Below are 21,425 nucleotides of genomic sequence, written 5' to 3' on the forward strand. Positions count from 1 at the left end.
TGGACATTTTCAAGAATTGGTGTCAAAAATCCATTTATATTTGGTTCAGTACTTGGGCAGCTAGTATAATCGTCTTCTTTCAGTTTTAAACAGGAATGCCTACGGTGTTGCAACAACATGCCCAACAATTACAACAGTTTTTAGCCCCTCATTATCAAGGCGAAGTCGAGATGTTTGCCTCGCCTAGCGATGCGTATCGCATGCGCTCAGAATTTCGGGTGTGGCACCAAGATGGCAAACCACATTATGCCGTTTACGATACCACTGACGGCAAGCGTCAAATCCAATTGATTGAAACATGGCCGATCGTGCACGAATCAATCGCCCAAGTGATGCCACGCTTGATGGCGGCGGTGACAGGCAATGATGTTTTGACGCACAAATGGTTTCAAGTGGAATTTTTGGCGACCTTAAGCGGTGAAATGTTGATTACCTTGGTGTATCACCGCGCTTTAGATGCTGCTTGGGAAGAAGCGGCGCGTGCTTTGGAACAAGAGTTGAATGTCAATATCATTGGACGCAGTCGCAAGCAAAAAATCGTTTTGAGCCGTGATTATGTGACTGAAGAGTTGAATGTGAACGGCCAAAAATACCGTTACCGTCAAATCGAAGGCGGTTTCACGCAGCCGAATGCTTGGGTGTGCGAAAAAATGTTGGCGTGGGCAGTCAATGCCGCAGGACAAAACGAGCGTGATTTGCTGGAATTGTATTGCGGTAATGGCAATTTTACGCTGCCTTTGTCACGTTGCTTTAGAAAAGTGTTGGCAACTGAAATTTCCAAAACCTCGGTTGCTGCGGCGCAGTGGAGCATTGAGGAAAACGCTTGCAATAATATCGCCATTGCCCGTTTGTCGGCAGAAGAATTGACCGAGGCAATGAGCGGTGAGCGTGAATTTCGCCGCTTGCAAGAAGCGGGTATCGACTTGAAACAATATGACATTTCAACCGTTTTTGTTGATCCACCGCGTGCAGGCATTGATGACGATACCTTGAAGTTGTTGCAAGGCTTTGAGCGCATCATTTATATTTCATGTAATCCGAATACTTTGGCCGACAATTTGCAAATTTTGACGCAAACCCACCAAGTGGTGTCTGCGGCGGTATTCGACCAATTCCCACACACCCATCACGTAGAAGCGGGTGTGTTGCTCGAACGAATCTAAGCGTCCTGAAAGTGTATTTATGCTGACATTGCAACAATATCAAGATTTGGTAGCACAAGGTTACAACCGTATTCCATTGGTACAAGAATTATTGGCCGATTTGGACACACCGTTGTCTTTGTATTTGAAATTGGCAAACCAGCCTTACAGCTATTTGCTGGAGTCTGTGGAAGGGGGCGAGCGTTTTGGGCGTTATTCTTTCATCGGCTTGCCTTGTCATACCTACTTGAAAGTCAATGCTTGGCAAACGCAAGTGTTTGAACAGCATCAATTGGTGGAAACGCACGATGGCAATCCTTTGGATTTCATTGATGCGTACATGACGCGTTTCAAAACCCCTGAAATTCCCAACTTACCACGTTTTACAGGCGGCTTGGCAGGTTATATGGGTTATGAAATTAACCGTTATGTTGAAAGTCGTTTGGGTCATTATGCTGACAATGACCCGATTGGCGCGCCTGACATTGTGTTGATGTTGTCGCAAGAATTGGCAGTCATTGACAATTTGGCAGGCAAAATCCATTTGATTGTGTATGCCAATGCTGAAAACAGCGAAGGCTACCAACAAGCGCGTGCACGCTTGGAAGATTTGCGCATTCAATTGCGCCAAAGTGCGGTATTGCCTTTGTCTTTGGGTGCACCTAAAACCGAGCCTGTGAGCGAATTGAGCCAAGCTGAATTTGAGGGCATGGTTGAAAAAGTGCGTGAATACATTTTGGATGGCGATTGCATGCAAGTGGTGCCATCGCGCCGCATGAGCATGCCGTTTACCGAAAAACCGATTAATTTGTACCGAGCGTTGCGCACTTTGAACCCATCGCCATATTTGTTTTATTACCATATGGACGATTGCTTTATTGTCGGCTCATCGCCTGAAATTTTGGTGCGTCGCGAAGGTGAGGTGGTGACGGTGCGTCCGATTGCAGGCACACGCAAACGTGGCGCGAACAAGGCAGAAGATGCGGCTTTGGCGCAGGATTTGCAGCAAGACTCCAAAGAAGTGGCTGAACACGTGATGTTGATTGATTTGGGGCGCAATGATGTCGGACGCATTGCCCAAGTCGGTCAAGTGACGGTGTCGGATACGATGGTGATTGAAAAATATTCGCATGTGATGCACATGGTTTCCAATGTAGAAGGCGTCCTGAAACCGAATACGTCCAATATGGATGTATTGAAAGCCACTTTCCCAGCGGGTACTTTGTCGGGTGCGCCAAAAATTCGCGCGATGCAAATCATCGAAGAACTCGAGCCATCCAAACGCGGCATTTATGGTGGTGCGGTTGGTTATTTGGGATTCAGTGGTGATATGGATTGGGCGATTGCCATTCGCACGGCCGTCATACGCAATCACACTTTGTATGTGCAAGCAGGCGCTGGCGTGGTGGCGGATTCTGTGCCAGAGCTTGAATGGCAAGAAACCACCAATAAAGCGATGGCGGTTGTGAAAGCGGCACACATGGTGCAAGAGGGTTTGGATAAATAATCAACATAGGGGAGCATATTGAATATGGAAATTGAATATTCTAATGTTGTAAATCCTCATTCTGAATCACCATCAGAGCAAAATTGGCCATTGACAGTAAAAGATGGATATGTGGAATGCAAGCGGCATGTACCCAATGTTGTGCGCGCTGCACCGCCGATTTTATTTTTACACGGGATTTTTGTAGGCGCTTGGTGTTGGCAGCATTTTTTGAAAGATTTTGCTGAACATGGTTACGATGCTTGGGCCATCAGTTTTCGAGGACATGGGCATAGTAGCCGCGATGGTGAGTTTGGCCTGAATGATTTTGTGCTGGATGCGCAAGCGGCAGTCGATGAAATCAAACGCGTGACAGGACAGATGCCGCTGGTTGTCGGACATTCTATGGGTGGTTTGGTATTGCAACGTTTGATGTTGACCCGCCAATTGGCTGGCGCGGTTTTGATGTGTGCTATGCCGCCGCAAGGCTTGTTGCCTTTGGCTGTGGGCAATTGGTGTTTGCGCCCGCTGCAAATGTTAGAGTTGGGTCAATTGATGTTGACACAGCAAGCTATCAATGCTGAACAGTTACAGTTTGGCATGTTTGCGCAACCGATTGAGGCTGAGCGATTGCAAGATTATGCCAAGCAAACCGTGGTGGAAGCACCACGTTTGTGGAGCGATTTGATGCAAGGGGCAATGTATACGCCTTGGTTAAAAAATTGTCCGATGGCATTGGTTGCTGCCAGCAATGATACTTTGGTGCCGCCAGCCATCACACAAATGACAGCCATGAGTTATAGTGTTTCAATACATTGGCTCGATGGTTTTGGTCATGGGGTGATGTTAGAGCGAGATTGGCAAAAAGCGGCAGCGTGTGTGCGTGGTGTGATTCACAAAATGCATGCTTAAGCTGTGTTTGCATTAAAAAGCGTCCTGTAAATATTTACAGGACGCTTGTTTATAGGGATGGGAATCCAGCCATATCTTACAAATTTTCAATATCTGGTGTGCTCACGCTGACATCGGCGTTTTGCGCACGATGGCGCAAAGCATGATCCATCAACACCAAAGCGAGCATCGCTTCGGCAATTGGTGCGGCACGCAAGCCTACGCAAGGGTCGTGGCGGCCATGAGTGGCCAATTGTACTGATTCGCCATGCATATTGATGGATTCACGCTCAGTGGCAATTGAGCTGGTCGGTTTGATCGCGATGTTGACACGAATGTCTTGACCTGTTGAAATGCCACCCAAAATGCCGCCTGAATGGTTGGTTTTGAAACCTGTTGGTGTCAACTCGTCACCATGCACGCTGCCGCGTTGTGCAACCACGCCAAAACCATCGCCAATTTCCACACCTTTCACCGCATTGATGCCCATCATGGCATGGGCGATGTCGGCATCCAAACGGTCAAATACAGGCTCACCCAAACCCACAGGAATATTGCGTGCGTGGATGGTCAATTTGGCACCAACCGAATCCAAAGATTTGCGGATGCTGTCCATATAGCTTTCTAATTCGGTAATTTGGCTTTCATTGGCAGCAAAAAATGGATTGTCGTGAATGTGGGTTTCGCTTTCAAAGGCAATTTCTTTTTCGCCCACTTGCGTCACATAAGCGACGATTTCAGTGCCAAACTGTTCGCGCAACCATTTTTTGGCAATCGCACCAGCTGCCACACGAGCTGCCGTTTCGCGCGCTGAGCTGCGACCACCACCACGATAATCGCGAATACCATATTTATGCCAATAAGTATAATCGGCATGACCTGGGCGGAACGATTCGGCGATGTTGCCATAGTCTTTGCTGCGTTGGTCGGTATTGCGAATGAGCAAGGCAATCGGTGCGCCAGTGGTTTTGCCTTCAAACACACCTGATAAAATTTCCACTTCATCGGCTTCGCGGCGTTGAGTCACATGGCGGCTGGTGCCAGGTTTGCGTTTGTCCAAATCAGGTTGGATGTCGGCTTCTGACAGTTCTAATAGTGGTGGGCAGCCGTCAATGATGCAGCCTAAGGCTTTGCCGTGGCTTTCGCCGAAAGTGGTGATGGTGAAGATTTGACCGAAAGTATTGCCTGGCATGGTGTGTCTTTTCTTTTCTAAGGAAGGTATTAAAAAATACAAAATCAGCGTATAGCGTGGCCGTTGACATTCCAATATTGTGCGCTGATCAAACGTTGGTTCAGTAGCTCGCGTTTGGAGGCCAATTGACCATTTTCATGGTAAGTGTACAAAGTGCCGCTAGGGGGTAAGGAGTCAAATTGGTAAACTTCGTTTTGATTGAGCAACATCGGTTCATTGTATTTGCGACCTGAGTCGTAATAAAAATCTTGCACCAAAGATTGTGCGCCTTGTTTGCCTAAAAGTTTGCGGTAAAAACCGCCGCGAACAGGTTGGGTACTGGCACGGTGGTGGTCGATGTCGGCAGCAAAATAGCTGATGACTTGTTCTTCTTGGATGTGGATGCCTGATTTTTCAGGGTTATTGCCGCTACCGATGATGGCGCGAATGGGGATATTGATGCCCGTGCCAAAGTGGACACCGCCACCACTGCCACCGCTTAGACCAAAACCCAAGCCAATATCGGCAGGATTGATTTGGCAAGCGCTTAAAGACAAACTTAAAGCCAAAGGCAAACCATATTGTTTGAGATTCATAAAATGTCTTTCAGGCCGCTTTAGCCAAAAGTATTGCATTGGTCAGGGTCACCGCTTTTGAAGCCGCGATTGAACCATTGCATGCGTTGTGCTGATGTGCCGTGGGTGAAGCTATCGGGTACGACATGACCTTGACCTTGTTGTTGCAAACGGTCGTCTCCAATGGCGGCTGCCGTGTCCATTGCTTCTTGTACATCACCCATTTCAAGCAAGCCTTTTTGGTCCACATAATGACCCCAAACCCCTGCAAAACAATCGGCCTGTAATTCTTGTTTGACCGACAATTGATTGGCTTTTTTCTCGCTCAAACGTTCTTGTTGACGAGCCACTTTTTCATTGATACCCAATAAGTGTTGCACATGGTGCCCCACTTCATGTGCCACCACATACGCAAAGGCAAAATCACCTTGGGCGCCTAAGTCTTTCATATCATCGTAAAATGACAAGTCGATGTAAATTTTTTCATCAGCTGGGCAATAAAAGGGACCTGTGGCCGACGTGCCTTTGCCGCAAGCGGTGGAAGTGGCATTGCGGTATAAGACCAATTTTGGCTCACGGTAATAAGCATCGTGGTGTTTGAAATACGCGCCCCATGAATCTTCGGTAGACGCTAAAACCATGCCAGTTAAACCACGCAAATCCGCTTCTTGTTGAGATTCTTGTACGGGTGCATTTTGGCTGATGGTGGTGGTTTCTTGTTTGTCTAATACACCTACTTCATCGCTCAAGTCGACATCGAATAAAAAATAGCCAATTAAAATGATGACGATGCCGGTAATGCTTAAACCGCCGCGGCCACCACCACCACCGCCAGAGCTATTGCCACGGCGGTCTTCGATGTTATTGCTTTGTCTTTGTCCCTTCCAACGCATGGTGGTTTCCCTTGTAAGCAGTAGGTGAAATTGTACCCAAATTGTGTGACTTTGTGCATTTTGCCTGCTGATTGTTGCACAATATCTAGGGCAAATATGATTTGGCTTTGATGCAAGCATCAACCAGAAAATTCTGTTTTTTTTACAGATTAAAATCTTATTTCGATTGTTTTTAGCCCATTGATGGCAATTTATGGGTGTTGGTGAAGTGGTGGACGACTTCAGGTAAAACTGTTTGGGTCAAATCTTGGCATTGATAAGGATCCAAGCTTTGGTCAGCTGGAATCTTGCGCAACCAAGTTAATTGGCGTTTGGCCAGTTGGCGCGTGGCAATAATACCCAGTTCGCGCATTTGTTCGGCATTGACAGCACCTTGCAAATAATCCCACACTTGGCGATAACCGACGCAGCGCATAGACGGTAAATCAGAGTGCAAATCAGGGTATTTTTGTTGTAACGCTTGGACTTCTTGCACAAAGCCGTCCTGTAACATGGTATCAAAGCGTTGGGCAATGCTTTGGTGTAAACGGGCGCGCTCTTCGGGAATCAAAGTGATGGTGTGTAAGTTCAAAGCATGGGTGTCATTGTCTTGCGACAACCATTGGCTCATCGGTTTGCCGCTGATTAAATACACTTCCAAAGCCCGTTCTATGCGTTGGCTGTCGTTAGGGCTTAAACGTGCAGCGGTTATTGGGTCAGCGTCCTGTAAACGTTGGTATAAAGATGCCAAGCCATGTTCTGCTTTGTCTTGTGCCAATTGGGCGCGAATGTCGGTATTGGCGCTAGGCAATTGGTTAAAGCCTTGGCTCAAAGCTTGGTAATACATCATCGTGCCGCCCACAATGACAGGCAAACGGTTGCGAGCATGAATTTCTGCAACCAAACGCACGGTGTCTTGTACAAAATCGGCGGCGCAATACACAGTCAAAGGGCTGATGATGTCAATTAAATGATGCGGCACGCTCGCCATTTCGGCTTGGCTGGGTTTGGCGGTGCCGATATTCATGTCTTGGTACACCAAAGCAGAATCGAGGCTGATGATTTCGATGGGCAAATGGTTTGCCAATTCCAAAGCCAAACGGGTTTTACCAGAAGCAGTTGGACCGAGTATGGCCACAGCGCGAGAATCAGACATGTCACAGCAATCAAATATTCATAAATAGCCGCTATTATAACGGTTGTCTTGCTAACGATGGCAGCCAAATGCAAAAAGCGGCCTGTAAAGCCGCTTTTTTTAACTTACAGGACGCTTATTTCATGTGTTGGCCGCCATTGATGGCAATATTGCTGCCGGTAATGAAGCCTGCTGCTTCGCTGGCCAAATAGTCTACCAAACTGGCAATTTCCTCAGGTTTGCCCAAGCGACCTACCGGAATTTGCGCGATGATTTGGTTGCGGATGTTTTCATCGACTGCCATCACCATCTCCGTGGCAATATAGCCTGGTGAAATGGTGTTCACCGTCACGCCTTTTTTCGCCACTTCTTGCGCCAAAGCCATGCTAAAACCGTGCATGCCTGCTTTGGCAGCAGAATAATTGGTTTGACCAAACTGACCTTTTTGACCATTGATAGACGAAATGTTGATAATGCGACCAAATCCAGCATTGGTCATATCATCGACAACGGCTTTGGATAAATTAAATACCGAATTCAAATTGGTATTGATCACGTCTTGCCATTGTTCGTAAGTCATTTTGCGCAAAGTGCCGTCTTTGGTAATGCCCGCATTGTTTACCAAAATGCTCACCGAGGCACCCAAATCTTGTTTGATATTGGCAACCAATTGTTGCGCTTGTTCAAAATCACACACGTCGCATTGATATGCTTTGGCTTTGATGCCTTGCTCTTGCATTTGCTCTAACCACGCCTCATCGCGTCCTGTACGCATGAAAGTGCTGACCACAGTATAGCCAGCCTTGCCCAATTGCGTACAAATTGCTTGTCCGATACCACCCATACCACCTGTTACCAATGCGATTTTGTCTGTCATTTGTGTCACTCCTCTTATTGTTAAATATGAATTGCTAATCAGACTGCTTGTGATTTTGCGCCTTCGATTGACGGCGCAAGTGACGCAATCCATTGACTGCATGAATGGTGATGGAACCACCACCAATGAGCAGTAAAAAGATTACGGGGTAAATCAAAATCTGAGGTACAAAATAAAGCAACACACACAGCAGCAGTAAAGTTAGACCAATGCTTAAATAAGCCCAAGCTTCATTGTCATCCACTTCGCGCGAACCACGGATGACAGAGTCCAACGAGCTACCGAATTGCGCCATTTGATGCAATGCTTTTTGGCGGTGTGAGTGGTTAAATGGATCTTTCAAATGGTTATAGTTATATTTGGTTTTTTGCCTTTCTTTGGCCAAGCGCGCTTGGCATTGTTCGTTTAATACGACTTCTGTACTGTTTTCTAAATCTTGAATAAAACAATGTTTTAAATATTCAATGGTCGCAGCATTTTCAATGGCGACATCCAATTCACGGTTGGAAAACCAACTGGAAAAATTCAAATTGGTGGAACCAACGCGTGCCCACATGTCGTCTACAATCGCCATTTTGGCATGAACCATAGAGCCATTCCATTCAAACACGCGTGCGCCTGCTTCGAGTAAAGCTCGATATTGTGTGCGTGATACTGTCCCAATCCATTTGATGTCAGAAGTGCTCGGCACCAAAATACGCACATCCACGCCATCACGAGCGGCATTGATTAAGGCTTGACTGTACATGCGTGTGGGCATGAAATACGCATCGGTAATCCACAACGTTTTTTCTGCCATACTTACTGCCAATAAGTCCAAACGCATCATATTGGCATTGGTACCTGTGGTGGCAATCAAGCGGGCGTTCGCATGCGAAAACAGATTATGGGCGCTGGCGTGAGAAGTAGGGATGTCAATATGAGTCGCTGGCGTCAGCAAGATTGATGGCTGCTGTAAACCCATGGCTTGCCACGTGTCTAAAAAAGCGTTCAAAACATCTTGGACAATCGCACCTTGTAATTTTAAACCCGTATCACGCCATGCATTGATGTTGGTTTGAGGGTTGCCATTCCATTGATTTGAAATACACAAACCACTGACAAAAGCGGTGTGATGGTCGATGATGAAGGATTTGCGGTGGTTGCGGCTTAATAAAGTGATGCCAGTACCTAGGCTTAATGGATTGTAAGCATGAATGTGTGCGCCAGCTTGAATCAATGATTTGAAAAAGCCTTTGTAATGTGCGCCGATGCTGCCTACCCAGTCGTAAATCAAAAACACTTGTACACCAGCTTGCAAGCGTTCTAACAACACATCTCGTACTTGTTGACCGAAAATATCGGTAGCAAAAATGTACATTTCAATGCAAATGCTGTGCTTGGCTTGTTGTAAAGCTTCTATCCATGCGGGAAAATTTTCACGACTGTCTAATAAGCAAGTAATGTCATTATCGTATGCCAAAGCCGCACTAGAGGATCGTAAAAACACCTGCTCGATGCGTCTATTGATGGTATCGGCATCGGTTATTTGCTGAGCAACAGTGTTTTGTACATGGAGATGCGTACTTGGCATGAATCAATCAATCTGGCGTAATCAATGAAATTTCATCATACCTTGCCGTTTGTAAAGCTGAAAGAGCTTTAAAATGCGGATTGACCGTAAATCAGTTGGCGGATGGGCAAACGATTAGGGTGTAAAGCGTCCTGTAAAGGCTGAGGTAAAATATCGGTTTCTTGACACAAACGTCGAGCCAAGCTTTCCGCACAGATAGGAGCAGTCACCATGCCACGGGTACCGTGAGCAGTATTTATCCATAAATTGGGATAATATGGGCATTTTGCTTCAATCAAGTAGTGCTTATCTTGAGAAAGTTTTGCATAAGTGTGTTGCATGGCTCTGGCATCGCCTAGCGGACCCAAAATGGGTAAATGGTCTATGCTGTCTGCTCTAATTGAAGCGCGCCCTTGTATTTGTTGCGTTGCACAAACATCGGCTAGCTGCGGTGACAATTGTTGCAAACCATTCAAATTGTGTTGGTGTTCTGCCACACGAAACTGAATATCTTCGTCATTGAAGACAAAACTGGCACCAAAAGTATGGCGATTTTGAAAAGCAGGGGTCAAATAATGTTGGCCTGTGATGGCGTGAGGAATGTGAATAGCCGCGTGGCTGTCTGCATAAGCCACTTGCCCACGAATGCGGCGTAAGTTTAAACATTGGGTTTGGGTAAAGACATCGCTGTGGTTGCCAGAGCAAATGATTAAATGGGAGGCTTGAAAACAGTCGTTGTTTGTATGCACTTGCCATTGCGGGTGTTGCCAATCAAAATGATGGACTTTTTGATGGGTGTGAACATGAATATTGGGGTGTTGTAATAAGGCTTGCACCCACAAAGGCGGGCTGACCCAAGCGCCCTGTGGCCACCACAAGCCTTGTTGCTCTTGCCATATAGATGAGCGCTGAGCGGTACAGTTTTGCCAATTCTCTATGGCGATGTAATGGCTTTGCAGCAATTTTTGCTGGTGCTGATATTCTTTGTCATCGAAAGCCCATTGGAATAAACCACAATCATCCCAAAAAGCTTTATCAGGAAAATGATGCTGTAAGTGTGACAAGGCAAAGGGGAAAGCCAAACGCAACAATTGATTTTGAGCCGTATCAGCTGCAGTGATTTTGGCATACAGTAAGCCTTGATGGTTGCCCGAAGCACCGCTGGCGGCTTCGGCTGCATCTAATACCGTGACCTCAATGCCACGTTTTGCCAAAGCATATGCCGTACTTGCACCTGCAATGCCTGCGCCAATAATGATGACATGTTTAACGGGGTTCGCAGGTGGTGGCGTGAGCCATGTTTTGATGACAGGACGGCTCATGGTTTTTCAGGGAGCTTGAATTCCGGCATTTGCCACAATTGCCATTGCTTGCGTAGTGCATTGCGCACTGCATTGGATTTGTCTGTGGAGTTGGTCAAGCCTTGAGTCAAACCTTGATAGTCCAAAGCAAAATTAGGCTGTTGAATTGGTCCGCTGATGCGCACTGGTAATTTGCTGCCCAATACATCTTGACCTAGTTTGAGCTGGTAATCCAATTTATTATTAGGCAAATGGTATTTGCCGCTACCTTGTAGCTGCAAACCCATAGGTAGATTTAAATCCACCGTTTTGGTATAAAACACGCCGTCGGCAATCAAGCTTTGAGATTTGAATACGTCAAATGTGGTGTGCGCTTGATCGTCTAAAGTCAATTGCATGTTTGGATTGCCATCGACCTGTAAAAAATTGTCCAATGCGATGCCTTGAAACATACCATCTTTGATATCAAAGCGTAAATCACCATTGAGCTGGCTTTGTATGTCATCCCAATGTGCCCCGCTGGTTTGCAGATTGACGCTTAAATTGCCTGTGCCGCTTAAACGAGAATAATCGCGCCAATGTTGCAACCATGGTTGGATTTGCATTTGTTGCACATCCATTTGCAATTGATTAGGTGTTTTGACATCACGTGGAATCAGTAAAGACGCATTTAAGTGACCACCATAAGCATTAGCTTGTACTTGGGTGAGGGACAATAAATCTCGATTCAAAGCCAGTTTGGCGGTAACATTGCTTAATTGCATTTGGTTGCTGCGCAAATTGGCAATGTCTAGGTTGCCATTAAGCTGCCATTGCTCGGGTAAGTTTGCCCAAGTTTGTACCCATTGTTGTACTTGCTGCTCCATTTTTTGGAGGCTTTTGCTTGGATTGTCTATTAAATTAAAATCAGAGCGGGTATCGAACCAATCTTGGTAACGATCTAATTCCAATTGTTGGGCAAGTACATTTAATTGCCATTTTTCAGGTGACTCTCCAAGCAAATCAATTTGCACTGCATCATTGTCCATTTGACCTTTCCATTGCAATTGCCATTGATCATGGATATTGCCTGAAACATTGAGCAGGCCTTCTGTGCGGAACAAACCACTATTGGTCAAATTGGCATCGGATTGGCGACTGCTGATATGCCAATTGTCTAGACTAAATGCGCCGCTGTTGTGCGCACTTATGTGCCCCGCTGCTTTGATAGAAAAAGTGTCTTCTGCATGCTTGAGCAAAATGTCGATGCTACTGCCATCGTTTTTAAAGTGACGGCTGCTCAACTCCGTGGGGTTGAGTTTGATGGTCGCAGTGGCCAAGGTATTGTGACTTTGTTGCCATTGTAATACGCCGTTGGTCTGATTGACATACCAAATTTTTTGCCAATAGGCTTGTGGTATGCTCAATTGTGCCGTGAAAGTATTGTTGGCATCTTGACCTTTGATTTGGATGTTTTGGAACTCATTGCGGTGCTCTAACCACTTGTGTTCAAACTGACCTGTGGCCAGCCATGTCACTGCTCCAATGTGGGGCAATTGGTTGTCTAATTGAATGCGCACATTGTTGCTTTTGAAACCTGTGGCGGTTTTTTGCAACTGTCCTTGCAAATTCACATGCTGTTTTCCGAGCAAGTTACTGTTCCAATTAAACCCTAAATGCAGCTGGCTGTTGGTGTTCTGCCAATCTTGCACCGAAGCATTGATGTTGTGTAAATGGTATTGATGTTCTGTTTCTTGTACTTTTAAGATGCCATCTACAATATTCAAATCATTGAAAATTTGTGCACTTTGAGGCGATTGATAAAAATCATCCATGTCCCAGCTGTTGTTAGGCAGTCTGGTTAAAGTCAGTTGGGGTTGCAATACATGAAAGCTTTGGATATGAGGGTGACCGAGCAGACTGCGCCACGCCAAATGGATATCTAATTGCTTGATGTGTAGTTGCGTGTTGTGAGAATCAGGATAGGTAATGTTGATGTTGTTTAAAGTCACGCTCGGGTAAGGCAACCAACCTTTGTTGCTGATGCTGCCAATGTGGACAGTACGTCCAGTTGGCATGGCTTTTTGCAAAGAGGTACGAATACGCTCATCGCTGAGGCCCCAAATGGAAATAGCATAACCGATGGACATAATAATAACCCATGCAAGGCTACACCAAAAAACCAATTGGAGCCAAAATTTACCCGAGTGTAACTTCTTAATCATGCGAGCTGCGAAAGGCTTACTTGGTTAACAAGTGCAAAGCTTCTTCGTATTTGGCAACCGTTTTGGCAATCACATCAGCAGGCACTTGTGGTGCGGGTGCTTGTTTGTTCCAACCCGATGCTTCCAACCAGTCGCGTACAAATTGTTTGTCAAAAGAAGGAGGATTGGTGCCAACTGCATATTCATCTGCTGGCCAAAAACGGCTAGAATCAGGCGTCAAAACCTCATCCATCAAGACCAACGTACCGTTTTCATCAGTACCAAACTCAAATTTGGTATCGCAAATGATGATGCCGCGAGTGGCTGCATAATCAGCGGCTTTTTTGTACAAGGCAATCGCTTTTTCTTTCACTTCATTGGCCAAATCTGCACCAATGATTTGTGCAGCTTCGTCAAACGAAATGTTTTCGTCATGTTCGCCTACCGCCGCTTTGGTAGAAGGGGTGAACACCACTTCTGGCAATTGTTGCGCTTGTTGCAAGCCTGCTGGCAAATCGATGCCGCACAATTTGCCTGTTTGTTGGTAATCTTTCCAGCCGCTGCCTGTCAAATAACCGCGTACAATTGCTTCGATTTTGATAGGGGTCAATTTTTTGACCACCACAGCACGCTTATCCAATACACGAGCTTGTTCTTCAGGCAAAACGTCGTATACAGTTTGTCCGATGAATTGGTTAGGCATGATGTCTTTTAAGTAATCAAACCAAAAATTAGAAATTTGGGTCAAAATTTCACCTTTGGTTGGAATTGGGTCATCTAAAATCACATCAAAAGCCGATAAACGGTCTGTAGCGACCATCAACATACGTTGATCGTCGATAGCATATAAGTCACGAACCTTACCGGAATAAATTTTTTCTAAGTCAATGGCGCTCATGGTGGTCTCTTTACCAAGCTTTGTCATACAAAAAGGAGCCGAGATTATAGCCCTTTTTGCAGGTTTAGCGTGGGAATGCAGTACAATGTTTACCAAAGCTGACATTTATATGGCATATAATACTTTTAAAAACAAGCACTTTCCTGTTTTTGTGGCAGGTTTGTTAGCAAGAATTTTAGGTGGCAAATGAAAGAATTTGATTTTATTAAGCAGTATTTGGTGAACCGTCAAAGTCAAGATGGGCAGTTGGTGTTGGGAATTGGTGATGATGCCGCCATTATTCGCCCTGATACGAGCCATGATATTCATATCAGCAGTGACATGTTAATTGGCGGTCGCCACTTTTTTACCGATGTCAGTGCAGCGGATTTGGCGTACAAAGTTTTGGCGGTGAATTTGTCTGACATGGCTGCCATGGGCGCAACGCCTAAATGGGCTTTGCTGAGCGTTGCAGTGCCGCAATTGCAAGAAGATTGGGTGCAAGATTTTTGCGACAGTTTGTTTGCTTTGGCAGACGAATATGGTGTGAATATCATTGGCGGTGATACCACGCAAGGGCCGTGGGCATTCAATGTCACCATTATGGGACAAACGCCTCAAGGCTTGGGCTTGCGTCGTGATGCGGCGCAAGTAGGTGATGATATTTGGGTTACAGGACGCTTAGGGTTGGCTTGCGCGGCTTTGTTTGATCATTGGCAAGAGGTGCAATTGGATATGGATGTGTTTGCTGAATGTGAAGCGGCTCGTTTGCGTCCGCGTCCGCGCGTGGCTTTGGGACAACACCTAGTGTCTTTGGCGCATGCGGCACAAGATGTTTCTGATGGCTTTGCGCAAGATTTGGCGCACATTTTGAAAGCTTCTGGTGTCGGAGCCGTTATCAATGTCGATGCTTTGCCAACTTTGCCTGCATTAAAACACCACGAACAATGGCAACATTGGGTGTGTGCCGGTGGAGATGATTATGAATTGGTGTTTACTGCACCGAAGCATCAACGCCAAGCGATTTTACAGGCCGCTCAAACCACACAAACAGCGGTTTCTTTGGTAGGTGTCATTACTGAGCAGACTGATTTGATGTTGTTAGACTCAGACGGTGAAGCAGTGACATTAGAACAATGGGGGTTTGATCATTTTGAATAATCCAATCAAACCCACTTTGGCATGGTTATTAGAAAAACCCATTTGTTTTTTAGGTTTTGGTTTTGGCTCAGGCTTGGCGCCTGTGGCACCGGGAACATTTGGTACCTTGCCTGCTCTACCTATTGCAGCGTTGTTATTGGTCTTGGGCTTAGGACCATGGGGTTTAACCATTTTATCGGTGTTGTTGTTTTTTGTCGGTATTGGCATTTGTGATTACACCGAAAAAGCCCTCGGTACCCAAGATTATGGTGGCATTGTTTGGGATGAAATTGTGGCCATGATGTTGGTTTTAGCATGGACACCCACAGGTTTTTGGTGGTGGGTCTTGGCATTTGCCTTATTTCGTTTTTTTGATGCAGTCAAGCCTTGGCCCATTCGATTTTTTGATGCCAAAGTGCATGGTGGGTTTGGCATCATGTTAGATGATGTGATTGCAGCTGGCTTTGCTTTGGTGGTTTTGGCAATCATACGGTGGATATTAGGATGAAACACATGGTGAGCGAAATTATGGTGGTGGTGGAACCACGTTTTTTGCCAGAATACAGTGACATGGTGCACGATGAATACGTGTTTGCATACCATATTGTGATTGAAAATCGAGGCTATGAAACGGTGACGCTAAAACGCCGTTTTTGGCGCATTACCGATGCCATGGGTCGTATCGATGAAATAGAAGGAGAAGGTGTGGTTGGTGAAACACCGACTTTGGCGCCAGACGACGAATTTGATTACACCAGCAGCGCCCGTTTGCACACGCCTTGGGGTGAAATGATTGGACATTATGAATTTGAAACTGCCAGCGGTGAGCGGTTTCAAGTGCCGATTCCACGCTTTACTTTGAGTGCCAATGTGACTTTGCAATAACTGTTTATTTTTTATTGTTAATTTTGAAATAATCTACTCAATGTGAGACAATGAAGACTGTTTACTTGACGGCTATTCATTGTGTTGAAAAAATCTTGGCTCAGTTTGGACATGGTGGCATTGTTTGCCAGCGTGTCCATTGTTGGTTTGAGCACTGGCTTGACCATTCCCCTTGTGACTTTGTTATTGAATCAAAAAGGCTTGGCCTCTGATTGGCTTGGTATTGCTGCGGCGATGCCAGCTATTGGCATGTTGTTGGCATCTTTAATCAGCCACCGCTTGGCGAAAAAAGTGTCTAACAAAATCTTATTGCTTTGTGCCTCAGGCATGAGTGCCATCAGTATTTTGGCTTTGGGTTTTACCGATTCATTAACATGGTTATTGGCATGGCGCTTTGTGATGGGTTTTGGTTGTGGCTTGTTGGTGGTTTTGGGTGAGACGTGGGTGAATGTGATTTCCACGCCAAGATGGCGTGGCCGTGTGGTCGCTGCTTATGCCACGATGTATACCATTTGCCAAGTGGCAGGACCCAGCATCTTAGCATGGTTTGGCTCAAATGCTGTTTGGCCTATTTGGATTGCGTTTGCGCTCAATGCACTGGGTTTTGCTTTGTTGTTACCGTCCAAATGTGATATGAATTTGGATACCGATTCTCATCACAGTTTGTCGCCATGGAAAGTCATTGCGTATGTGCCTGCGATTATTTTAGCTATTTTTACGTTTGCCTTTTTTGATACGGCGATGTTGGCTTTGCTGCCGCTATATGGCTTGCAATATGGCTTGAGTGAGCAAATCGCTGTTTTGGCTGTGAGTGTGTTGTTTATTGGCGATGCGGTGTTTCAAATGCCGTTGGGATGGCTAGCAGACAAATTGGGTGCTGCACGGGTTCATGTGGGCAGCGCCGCAGTATTTGTCGTGAGCTTATTGTGTTTGCCTTGGGTGATGGGCAGTGGGTTGTTGTGGGTGATGTTGGTCATTATGGGTGCGAGTGCTGGCGGTTTGTATACTTTGGGCTTGATTCGTGTGGGCGGTCATTTTCAAGGACAGGATTTAATTGCTGCCAATGCCGCTATTGGTATCGTGTGGGGCATAGGCAGTTTGGCAGGACCATTGCTTAGCAATGCGTTGATGGGTGCTGTGGGCAGCAATGGTTTGTTATATGGCTTGGTGGCGTTGACGTTGGGCTTTTTGTGGTGCAGCCGTTTGCCGCAAAGCAAAGCGATTGCTTTACAAGAGGTATGATGTTGTAAGCGCTGTATTCAATTGACTCATGGTTTATTGATTGTTTAGCCGCAATGAAGAGTATAAAGCGTCCTGTAAATATTTACAGGACGCTTTTAATTTATTGACAAGATGAAACTAGGTTTGTAGTGCCAGCTGTTCTGCTTCGGTCAACACACGAATGTGCGCATGTTTGCCATGACCAATCAAACCATGGGTTTCAATCGGTTTGTCTTGGCTTAAAATATTGGCCAAGTATTTGACGATTTCAGCGGTAATGATTTGTCCTGGCACCAACACGGGAATGCCCGGTGGATAAGGTACGATTTGATCGCAACAGACTTTGCCTATCAATTGTTGGTGGGCTTTTTTGTCTTTGATTAAGGGGAGTCGCTCACCATCACAATAAAACGCATCGCGTGGCAAACATGCCAATTGTGAAAAATGCGGCACTTGTAAATCCCATTTTTGCCATTTCTTTTTGAGTTTTTTCTTTTTAGGAGCTTCTTGTGCCAATGTATTCAAAGCATGAATCAGGCGCATGGTTTTTTCAGCAGTGGTGCCGATAGTGACCAATAAACTGATGGTGGCAAACGTGGATTTTTCCACTTGAATGTGAAAACGCTCAAACAAAATGTCTTGTATGTGGTCGCCACTGTAACCACTTAAGCGGGTGTCAATGGTGATTTTGGTGGGGTCTAGACGAATGCCGTCTTGGGTTAAAGATTCAGGCAACAAATCTTCCAATTGCAAGACCCGAAAAACGCCTGTTTGATTGATGCGTTCGTGCAAAACTTGCACCAATTGCAAAGCGCGCGATAATAGGCCGTAGCCTTCCATCACCATTTGCTGACGAGCGACGTCGAGGCTGGCCAAAATGCTGTATTGCGGGCTGGTTGAGGCGTGCATATTGAAGGTTTCACGCAGCAAATGTGGGTCAAAATCAGGGTCATTGACATGTACCATACTCGCTTGCGAAAAAGCAGACATGGTTTTATGGGTCGATTGGGTCACATAATCGGCACCACATTCCAAAGCCGTTGGTCTAAAAGTAGGGTGGAAACGGGCAAAGCCATACCAAGCTTCATCGATGATGACTTTGATACCGCGTGCATGAGCGGCCTGTATGATGGGTTGTAAGTCGTAACACAAGCCATCGTAAGTTGAGCTGGTCAAAATCAAAGCTTTGGCATTGGGATGTGTTTGGATGGCTTGTAAAATCGATTGCAATGGCACTGGAGCAAACAATCCCAAGGCATTGTTGATGGCACTGTCTAAATAGACCGGTTTGGCACCTGATAAAATCACGCCATGGTGCACAGATTTGTGACAATTGCGATCGAGTAGCAACACGTTACCCGGTGTGAGCAAGCTTTGTAAAATCACTTTGTTGGCAGTAGATGAGCCATTGGTGGCAAAATAAGTGTGTTGGGCACCAAATGCTTGTGCTGCCAAATCTTGCGCTTCTTGTATTACGCCTTCAGGATGCAATAAAGAATCCAATGCCAAAACCGAAACTGACAAATCCGCTTGCCACATCGATTGTCCGACAAAATGGTAAAAATCGCTGCCCCAAGCCGATTGGCGTAAAGAATCGCCATTGGAGTGACCGGGGGTATGCCATGAGTCGGCGTGTTTGGATAAATAAGATTTCAGTGCAGAGAAAAATGGTGTGGCCGCTTTGGCTTGTAAATGCGAGCATACTTGGGCAAGCAGCAAATCGGTGGCATTTTTGGCGTAAGTCAATACAGGCCACAAATGAAAGCGTTCGTTTTTCTTTTGTTGGTAGTCCCATAAGAATACGGACAACTCGCTGCGCCAATTTTCAGATAAATAAGCGTCCTGTAAGCTTTGTAATTGTGCCAAAGTCAAGCTGTTGGCATCTAAAATCAAAGCTTGTAAACGTGGGTCGACCAAGGCGGTTTCCCACTCTGTGATGGCATAATTGTCAAACACCACCATCATCGGTTCGGCCAATTGCATTTGATTGGCAATATGGCTTTGTCCATTTTTACTCAATACCGCGACACTGCACAATGCACTCATGTGACACTCCTTGTAAGCGATGCTTCATTTTGCCTTATTTTAAGCAGATAAGTGAGAATTAAATTCTTTTTAAAATCACTAAATTGAAAAAAAGTTGCGATAATAAAGTGTTTCAATGCTTGTCAAAGTGTGAATAATTCTGCATAATTCAACCCTCTTTTGCCGGTATAGCTCAGTTGGTAGAGCAGTTGACTTGTAATCAAAAGGTCCCGAGTTCGACTCTTGGTGCCGGCACCAAAAGAACCCATGCTACTTAGGGTATAAATCAGTAGTAACGCCGGTATAGCTCAGTTGGTAGAGCAGTTGACTTGTAATCAAAAGGTCCCGAGTTCGACTCTTGGTGCCGGCACCAAAAACCCATACTACTCAGGGTATAAATCAGTAGTGACGCCGGTATAGCTCAGTTGGTAGAGCAGTTGACTTGTAATCAAAAGGTCCCGAGTTCGACTCTTGGTGCCGGCACCAAATAATAAAAAGCCCCAATCAAAAGATTGGGGCTTTTTACATGAGTGGGTTTAATGGCGCCATGGTTCAAAAATCAAACTGTCGTTTAGGGAGCCAATTCGGTGAGATTGGGAATGGCACGACGCAATGCTGTCCAACCCATGCCCAAGCTGGTGCGTTGGGTGGTGATGAGAATGGCTAGAATATCGGGTTTGTCAGGTAAAATAGCCATGAAATGGAACGTACCATCCGTTGTCATTTGGATTTCTTTAATGGCATTGTTGGCAGGCTTTTTGCGCTGATCGCTTAACATGGCTTCAACGGTTTTGACGGTTTTACCTCGAAACATGTCTACCGCAGCAGAAGATACGGCATCCAAATAACTTTGGTCAAAATGTGGCACTTGGTGGTATACCGATAATGGCAAGCCTGTAGACAAATCTACAACAGCCATGGCAATAGTGCCCTGAACTTCGTTATAAATATCTTGGCAGATTTGATTCAAACTCATAAGAACTCCTTTGTAGAGAGGTTGTTGCCTGAGATGTAACGGTTGGGTGGACGACTGTCACTGGTTTGAATTCAACAATCTTTCATGGGATATTAAGCCCAATAGATTTTTAATGATTTGATTTGGATTTATGATTGTAGACTATATCTTATTTGTCATGGTGATTTTTCAGTTCATTGGCATATCTTTAATCCAAAAACTGATTGTTGGTATTATGATAAAGGTTCCCGTTTTAAGAGAAAAAATATGATTATTGTGATGCAGCCACAAGCTGCTGCTGAAGCCATTGAGCAAGTGGTTCAATATTTGCATAAGGCTGGTTTGCGTGAACACATTTCTGTGGGTGCGGAGCGTGTGATCATTGGAGCGGTGGGCGATGAGCGTGTTTTGGATGCGCGCGTGTTAGAGCAATTGCCACAAGTAGAGCGTGCGGTGCGCATTGTCCATGACTGGCGCATCATCAGCCGTGAAGCACAGCCCAATGACAGTGTGTATGTGAGTTTTGGTGTGTTTTTGGGGCAAGAGTTGTTGAATTTGGACATCAAGCGTCCTGAAAACAGTGCTGTGGCATATTTAGACCCATTTTATATCCCTCACAGTCCTTATCAAGCACAGACCACGATTTCTGAAACGCAATTGAGTCGACAATTGGTAGAGCAAGTGGCATCTTGGCATCAGCAGTACAAGCCTGTGATGGTACGCGTACGTGATTTGCGTCAATTGGATGATGTGTTGGCGGCGCAAGCAGACATGATTTATGTGGGTGGTGAATGGCTAGAAAGTCGTGTGATGCATCAAGAAATAGGTCGTTTGAATGTACCTGTGGTGGTGTGTAAAGACAAACACCACACTTTGGAGCAATGGCTGGTTGCCGCAGAGCGTGTGGCGATGCATGGCAATCACCAATTGATTTTGGGCGAGGCTGGCACTTTGAACATTCAATCCAAACAGTCTTACCGTTTAGACATTGAAGCGATTGCGCAAGCGGTCAAATACACACATTTGCCGGTTTTGGCGAATGTGACACGCTTGGGTTATGGCGTGTTAAGCCAAGCACAATTGGGACAATTGGCGGCGGTAGCAGGTGCGAAAATGGTGTTACAGGACGCTTAAATC

20 protein-coding genes and 3 tRNA genes are annotated in these 21,425 nt (G+C 45.6%); 12 read left to right on the forward strand and 11 right to left on the reverse strand.

Annotated elements, in window-relative coordinates:
• Nucleotides 1–95 precede the first annotated feature (95 nt).
• From trmA to H150_RS14000, 3 genes are read left to right on the forward strand one after another with little or no spacing between them, the layout of a single operon-like run.
• The gene (trmA, locus tag H150_RS0107515; RefSeq protein ID WP_040755764.1) at nucleotides 96–1,163 is read left to right on the forward strand and encodes a tRNA (uridine(54)-C5)-methyltransferase TrmA; all 1,068 of its coding nucleotides are present in this window, start codon (nucleotides 96–98) and stop codon (nucleotides 1,161–1,163) included.
• A gap of 19 nt (nucleotides 1,164–1,182) precedes the next feature.
• A complete protein-coding gene (trpE, locus tag H150_RS0107520) occupies nucleotides 1,183–2,649 on the forward strand; it encodes an anthranilate synthase component I (protein ID WP_019958440.1) in 1,467 nt (488 codons plus the stop codon).
• A 24-nt stretch (nucleotides 2,650–2,673) separates the two neighbouring features.
• A complete protein-coding gene (locus tag H150_RS14000) occupies nucleotides 2,674–3,540 on the forward strand; it encodes an alpha/beta hydrolase (protein WP_019958441.1) in 867 nt (288 codons plus the stop codon).
• 76 nt (nucleotides 3,541–3,616) lie between these two features.
• Here the strand turns inward: H150_RS14000 and aroC are convergent, their stop codons facing one another.
• From aroC to H150_RS0107570, 9 genes are all read right to left on the reverse strand, one after another.
• Nucleotides 3,617–4,711 carry a chorismate synthase gene (gene aroC / locus H150_RS0107530; RefSeq protein ID WP_019958442.1) on the reverse strand — a complete coding sequence of 365 codons (1,095 nt, stop codon included), beginning with the start codon at nucleotides 4,709–4,711 and terminating at the stop codon, nucleotides 3,617–3,619.
• A 44-nt stretch (nucleotides 4,712–4,755) separates the two neighbouring features.
• On the reverse strand, nucleotides 4,756–5,286 hold the full coding sequence (locus H150_RS14775) for a hypothetical protein (RefSeq protein ID WP_019958443.1): 531 nt from the start codon (nucleotides 5,284–5,286) through the stop codon (nucleotides 4,756–4,758).
• 20 nt (nucleotides 5,287–5,306) lie between these two features.
• Nucleotides 5,307–6,158, reverse strand: coding sequence for a KPN_02809 family neutral zinc metallopeptidase (gene ypfJ, locus H150_RS0107540; RefSeq protein WP_019958444.1), 852 nt, complete (start codon nucleotides 6,156–6,158; stop codon nucleotides 5,307–5,309).
• A gap of 172 nt (nucleotides 6,159–6,330) precedes the next feature.
• Nucleotides 6,331–7,293, reverse strand: coding sequence for a tRNA (adenosine(37)-N6)-dimethylallyltransferase MiaA (miaA, locus tag H150_RS0107545; protein ID WP_019958445.1), 963 nt, complete (start codon nucleotides 7,291–7,293; stop codon nucleotides 6,331–6,333).
• Nucleotides 7,294–7,408: 115 nt separating this feature from the next.
• The gene (gene phbB, locus H150_RS0107550) at nucleotides 7,409–8,149 is read right to left on the reverse strand and encodes an acetoacetyl-CoA reductase (RefSeq protein ID WP_019958446.1); all 741 of its coding nucleotides are present in this window, start codon (nucleotides 8,147–8,149) and stop codon (nucleotides 7,409–7,411) included.
• A gap of 34 nt (nucleotides 8,150–8,183) precedes the next feature.
• Entirely contained in the window at nucleotides 8,184–9,722 is a 1,539-nt protein-coding gene (locus tag H150_RS0107555; RefSeq protein WP_019958447.1) for a phospholipase D-like domain-containing protein, read from the reverse strand.
• A gap of 68 nt (nucleotides 9,723–9,790) precedes the next feature.
• Nucleotides 9,791–11,023 (reverse strand): FAD-dependent 5-carboxymethylaminomethyl-2-thiouridine(34) oxidoreductase MnmC1, encoded by a 1,233-nt coding sequence (gene mnmC1 / locus H150_RS14015; protein ID WP_019958448.1) that lies wholly within the window; start codon nucleotides 11,021–11,023, stop codon nucleotides 9,791–9,793.
• Nucleotides 11,020–13,131 (reverse strand): AsmA family protein, encoded by a 2,112-nt coding sequence (locus tag H150_RS0107565; protein WP_019958449.1) that lies wholly within the window; start codon nucleotides 13,129–13,131, stop codon nucleotides 11,020–11,022. Before H150_RS0107565 ends, mnmC1 begins: the two co-directional genes overlap by 4 nt.
• Nucleotides 13,132–13,222: 91 nt before the next feature.
• A complete protein-coding gene (locus tag H150_RS0107570) occupies nucleotides 13,223–14,083 on the reverse strand; it encodes a phosphoribosylaminoimidazolesuccinocarboxamide synthase (protein WP_019958450.1) in 861 nt (286 codons plus the stop codon).
• Between H150_RS0107570 and H150_RS0107575 the strand changes: the two genes are divergently transcribed.
• From H150_RS0107575 to H150_RS0107595, 5 genes are all read left to right on the forward strand, one after another.
• The gene (locus H150_RS0107575) at nucleotides 14,082–14,273 is read left to right on the forward strand and encodes a hypothetical protein (protein ID WP_019958451.1); all 192 of its coding nucleotides are present in this window, start codon (nucleotides 14,082–14,084) and stop codon (nucleotides 14,271–14,273) included. The two genes, H150_RS0107570 and H150_RS0107575, sit on opposite strands and share 2 nt — an antisense overlap.
• Nucleotides 14,270–15,223 carry a thiamine-phosphate kinase gene (gene thiL / locus H150_RS0107580; RefSeq protein ID WP_019958452.1) on the forward strand — a complete coding sequence of 318 codons (954 nt, stop codon included), beginning with the start codon at nucleotides 14,270–14,272 and terminating at the stop codon, nucleotides 15,221–15,223. Before H150_RS0107575 ends, thiL begins: the two co-directional genes overlap by 4 nt.
• A complete protein-coding gene (locus tag H150_RS0107585; protein ID WP_019958453.1) occupies nucleotides 15,207–15,710 on the forward strand; it encodes a phosphatidylglycerophosphatase A family protein in 504 nt (167 codons plus the stop codon). Before thiL ends, H150_RS0107585 begins: the two co-directional genes overlap by 17 nt.
• A 5-nt stretch (nucleotides 15,711–15,715) precedes the next feature.
• Nucleotides 15,716–16,087 (forward strand): Co2+/Mg2+ efflux protein ApaG, encoded by a 372-nt coding sequence (gene apaG / locus H150_RS0107590; RefSeq protein WP_026353565.1) that lies wholly within the window; start codon nucleotides 15,716–15,718, stop codon nucleotides 16,085–16,087.
• A gap of 81 nt (nucleotides 16,088–16,168) precedes the next feature.
• On the forward strand, nucleotides 16,169–17,329 hold the full coding sequence (locus H150_RS0107595) for an MFS transporter (RefSeq protein WP_019958455.1): 1,161 nt from the start codon (nucleotides 16,169–16,171) through the stop codon (nucleotides 17,327–17,329).
• Nucleotides 17,330–17,446: 117 nt separating this feature from the next.
• On the opposite strand, the gene H150_RS0107600 is transcribed toward H150_RS0107595, so the two are convergent.
• Nucleotides 17,447–19,354 carry an aminotransferase class I/II-fold pyridoxal phosphate-dependent enzyme gene (locus tag H150_RS0107600; protein WP_019958456.1) on the reverse strand — a complete coding sequence of 636 codons (1,908 nt, stop codon included), beginning with the start codon at nucleotides 19,352–19,354 and terminating at the stop codon, nucleotides 17,447–17,449.
• 161 nt (nucleotides 19,355–19,515) lie between these two features.
• Between H150_RS0107600 and H150_RS0107605 the strand changes: the two genes are divergently transcribed.
• From H150_RS0107605 to H150_RS0107615, 3 genes are all read left to right on the forward strand, one after another.
• Nucleotides 19,516–19,591, forward strand: a tRNA-Thr gene (locus H150_RS0107605).
• Nucleotides 19,592–19,630: 39 nt separating this feature from the next.
• Nucleotides 19,631–19,706, forward strand: a tRNA-Thr gene (locus H150_RS0107610).
• 37 nt (nucleotides 19,707–19,743) lie between these two features.
• Nucleotides 19,744–19,819 (forward strand) — tRNA-Thr (locus tag H150_RS0107615).
• Nucleotides 19,820–19,904: 85 nt separating this feature from the next.
• On the opposite strand, the gene H150_RS0107620 is transcribed toward H150_RS0107615, so the two are convergent.
• Nucleotides 19,905–20,309, reverse strand: coding sequence for a roadblock/LC7 domain-containing protein (locus H150_RS0107620; RefSeq protein WP_019958457.1), 405 nt, complete (start codon nucleotides 20,307–20,309; stop codon nucleotides 19,905–19,907).
• A 246-nt stretch (nucleotides 20,310–20,555) separates the two neighbouring features.
• Between H150_RS0107620 and H150_RS0107630 the strand changes: the two genes are divergently transcribed.
• On the forward strand, nucleotides 20,556–21,422 hold the full coding sequence (locus H150_RS0107630) for a hypothetical protein (protein WP_019958459.1): 867 nt from the start codon (nucleotides 20,556–20,558) through the stop codon (nucleotides 21,420–21,422).
• Nucleotides 21,423–21,425 lie beyond the last annotated feature (3 nt).

The organism is Vitreoscilla stercoraria DSM 513 (assembly GCF_000382305.1).
Classification (GTDB): domain Bacteria; phylum Pseudomonadota; class Gammaproteobacteria; order Burkholderiales; family Neisseriaceae; genus Vitreoscilla; species Vitreoscilla stercoraria.

Excerpts from the sequence above, each read along its gene's own strand:
- trmA (WP_040755764.1), top strand. The coding sequence starts at position 96 with ATGCCTACGGTGTTGCAACAACATGCCCAACAATTACAACAGTTTTTA.
- trpE (WP_019958440.1), top strand. The coding sequence starts at position 1,183 with ATGCTGACATTGCAACAATATCAAGATTTGGTAGCACAAGGTTACAAC.
- H150_RS14000 (WP_019958441.1), top strand. The coding sequence starts at position 2,674 with ATGGAAATTGAATATTCTAATGTTGTAAATCCTCATTCTGAATCACCA.
- aroC (WP_019958442.1), bottom strand. The coding sequence starts at position 4,711 with ATGCCAGGCAATACTTTCGGTCAAATCTTCACCATCACCACTTTCGGC.
- H150_RS14775 (WP_019958443.1), bottom strand. The coding sequence starts at position 5,286 with ATGAATCTCAAACAATATGGTTTGCCTTTGGCTTTAAGTTTGTCTTTA.
- ypfJ (WP_019958444.1), bottom strand. The coding sequence starts at position 6,158 with ATGCGTTGGAAGGGACAAAGACAAAGCAATAACATCGAAGACCGCCGT.
- miaA (WP_019958445.1), bottom strand. The coding sequence starts at position 7,293 with ATGTCTGATTCTCGCGCTGTGGCCATACTCGGTCCAACTGCTTCTGGT.
- phbB (WP_019958446.1), bottom strand. The coding sequence starts at position 8,149 with ATGACAGACAAAATCGCATTGGTAACAGGTGGTATGGGTGGTATCGGA.
- H150_RS0107555 (WP_019958447.1), bottom strand. The coding sequence starts at position 9,722 with ATGCCAAGTACGCATCTCCATGTACAAAACACTGTTGCTCAGCAAATA.
- mnmC1 (WP_019958448.1), bottom strand. The coding sequence starts at position 11,023 with ATGAGCCGTCCTGTCATCAAAACATGGCTCACGCCACCACCTGCGAAC.
- H150_RS0107565 (WP_019958449.1), bottom strand. The coding sequence starts at position 13,131 with ATGTCCATCGGTTATGCTATTTCCATTTGGGGCCTCAGCGATGAGCGT.
- H150_RS0107575 (WP_019958451.1), top strand. The coding sequence starts at position 14,082 with ATGGTGGTCTCTTTACCAAGCTTTGTCATACAAAAAGGAGCCGAGATT.
- H150_RS0107570 (WP_019958450.1), bottom strand. The coding sequence starts at position 14,083 with ATGAGCGCCATTGACTTAGAAAAAATTTATTCCGGTAAGGTTCGTGAC.
- thiL (WP_019958452.1), top strand. The coding sequence starts at position 14,270 with ATGAAAGAATTTGATTTTATTAAGCAGTATTTGGTGAACCGTCAAAGT.
- apaG (WP_026353565.1), top strand. The coding sequence starts at position 15,716 with ATGGTGAGCGAAATTATGGTGGTGGTGGAACCACGTTTTTTGCCAGAA.
- H150_RS0107600 (WP_019958456.1), bottom strand. The coding sequence starts at position 19,354 with ATGAGTGCATTGTGCAGTGTCGCGGTATTGAGTAAAAATGGACAAAGC.
- H150_RS0107620 (WP_019958457.1), bottom strand. The coding sequence starts at position 20,309 with ATGAGTTTGAATCAAATCTGCCAAGATATTTATAACGAAGTTCAGGGC.
- H150_RS0107630 (WP_019958459.1), top strand. The coding sequence starts at position 20,556 with ATGATTATTGTGATGCAGCCACAAGCTGCTGCTGAAGCCATTGAGCAA.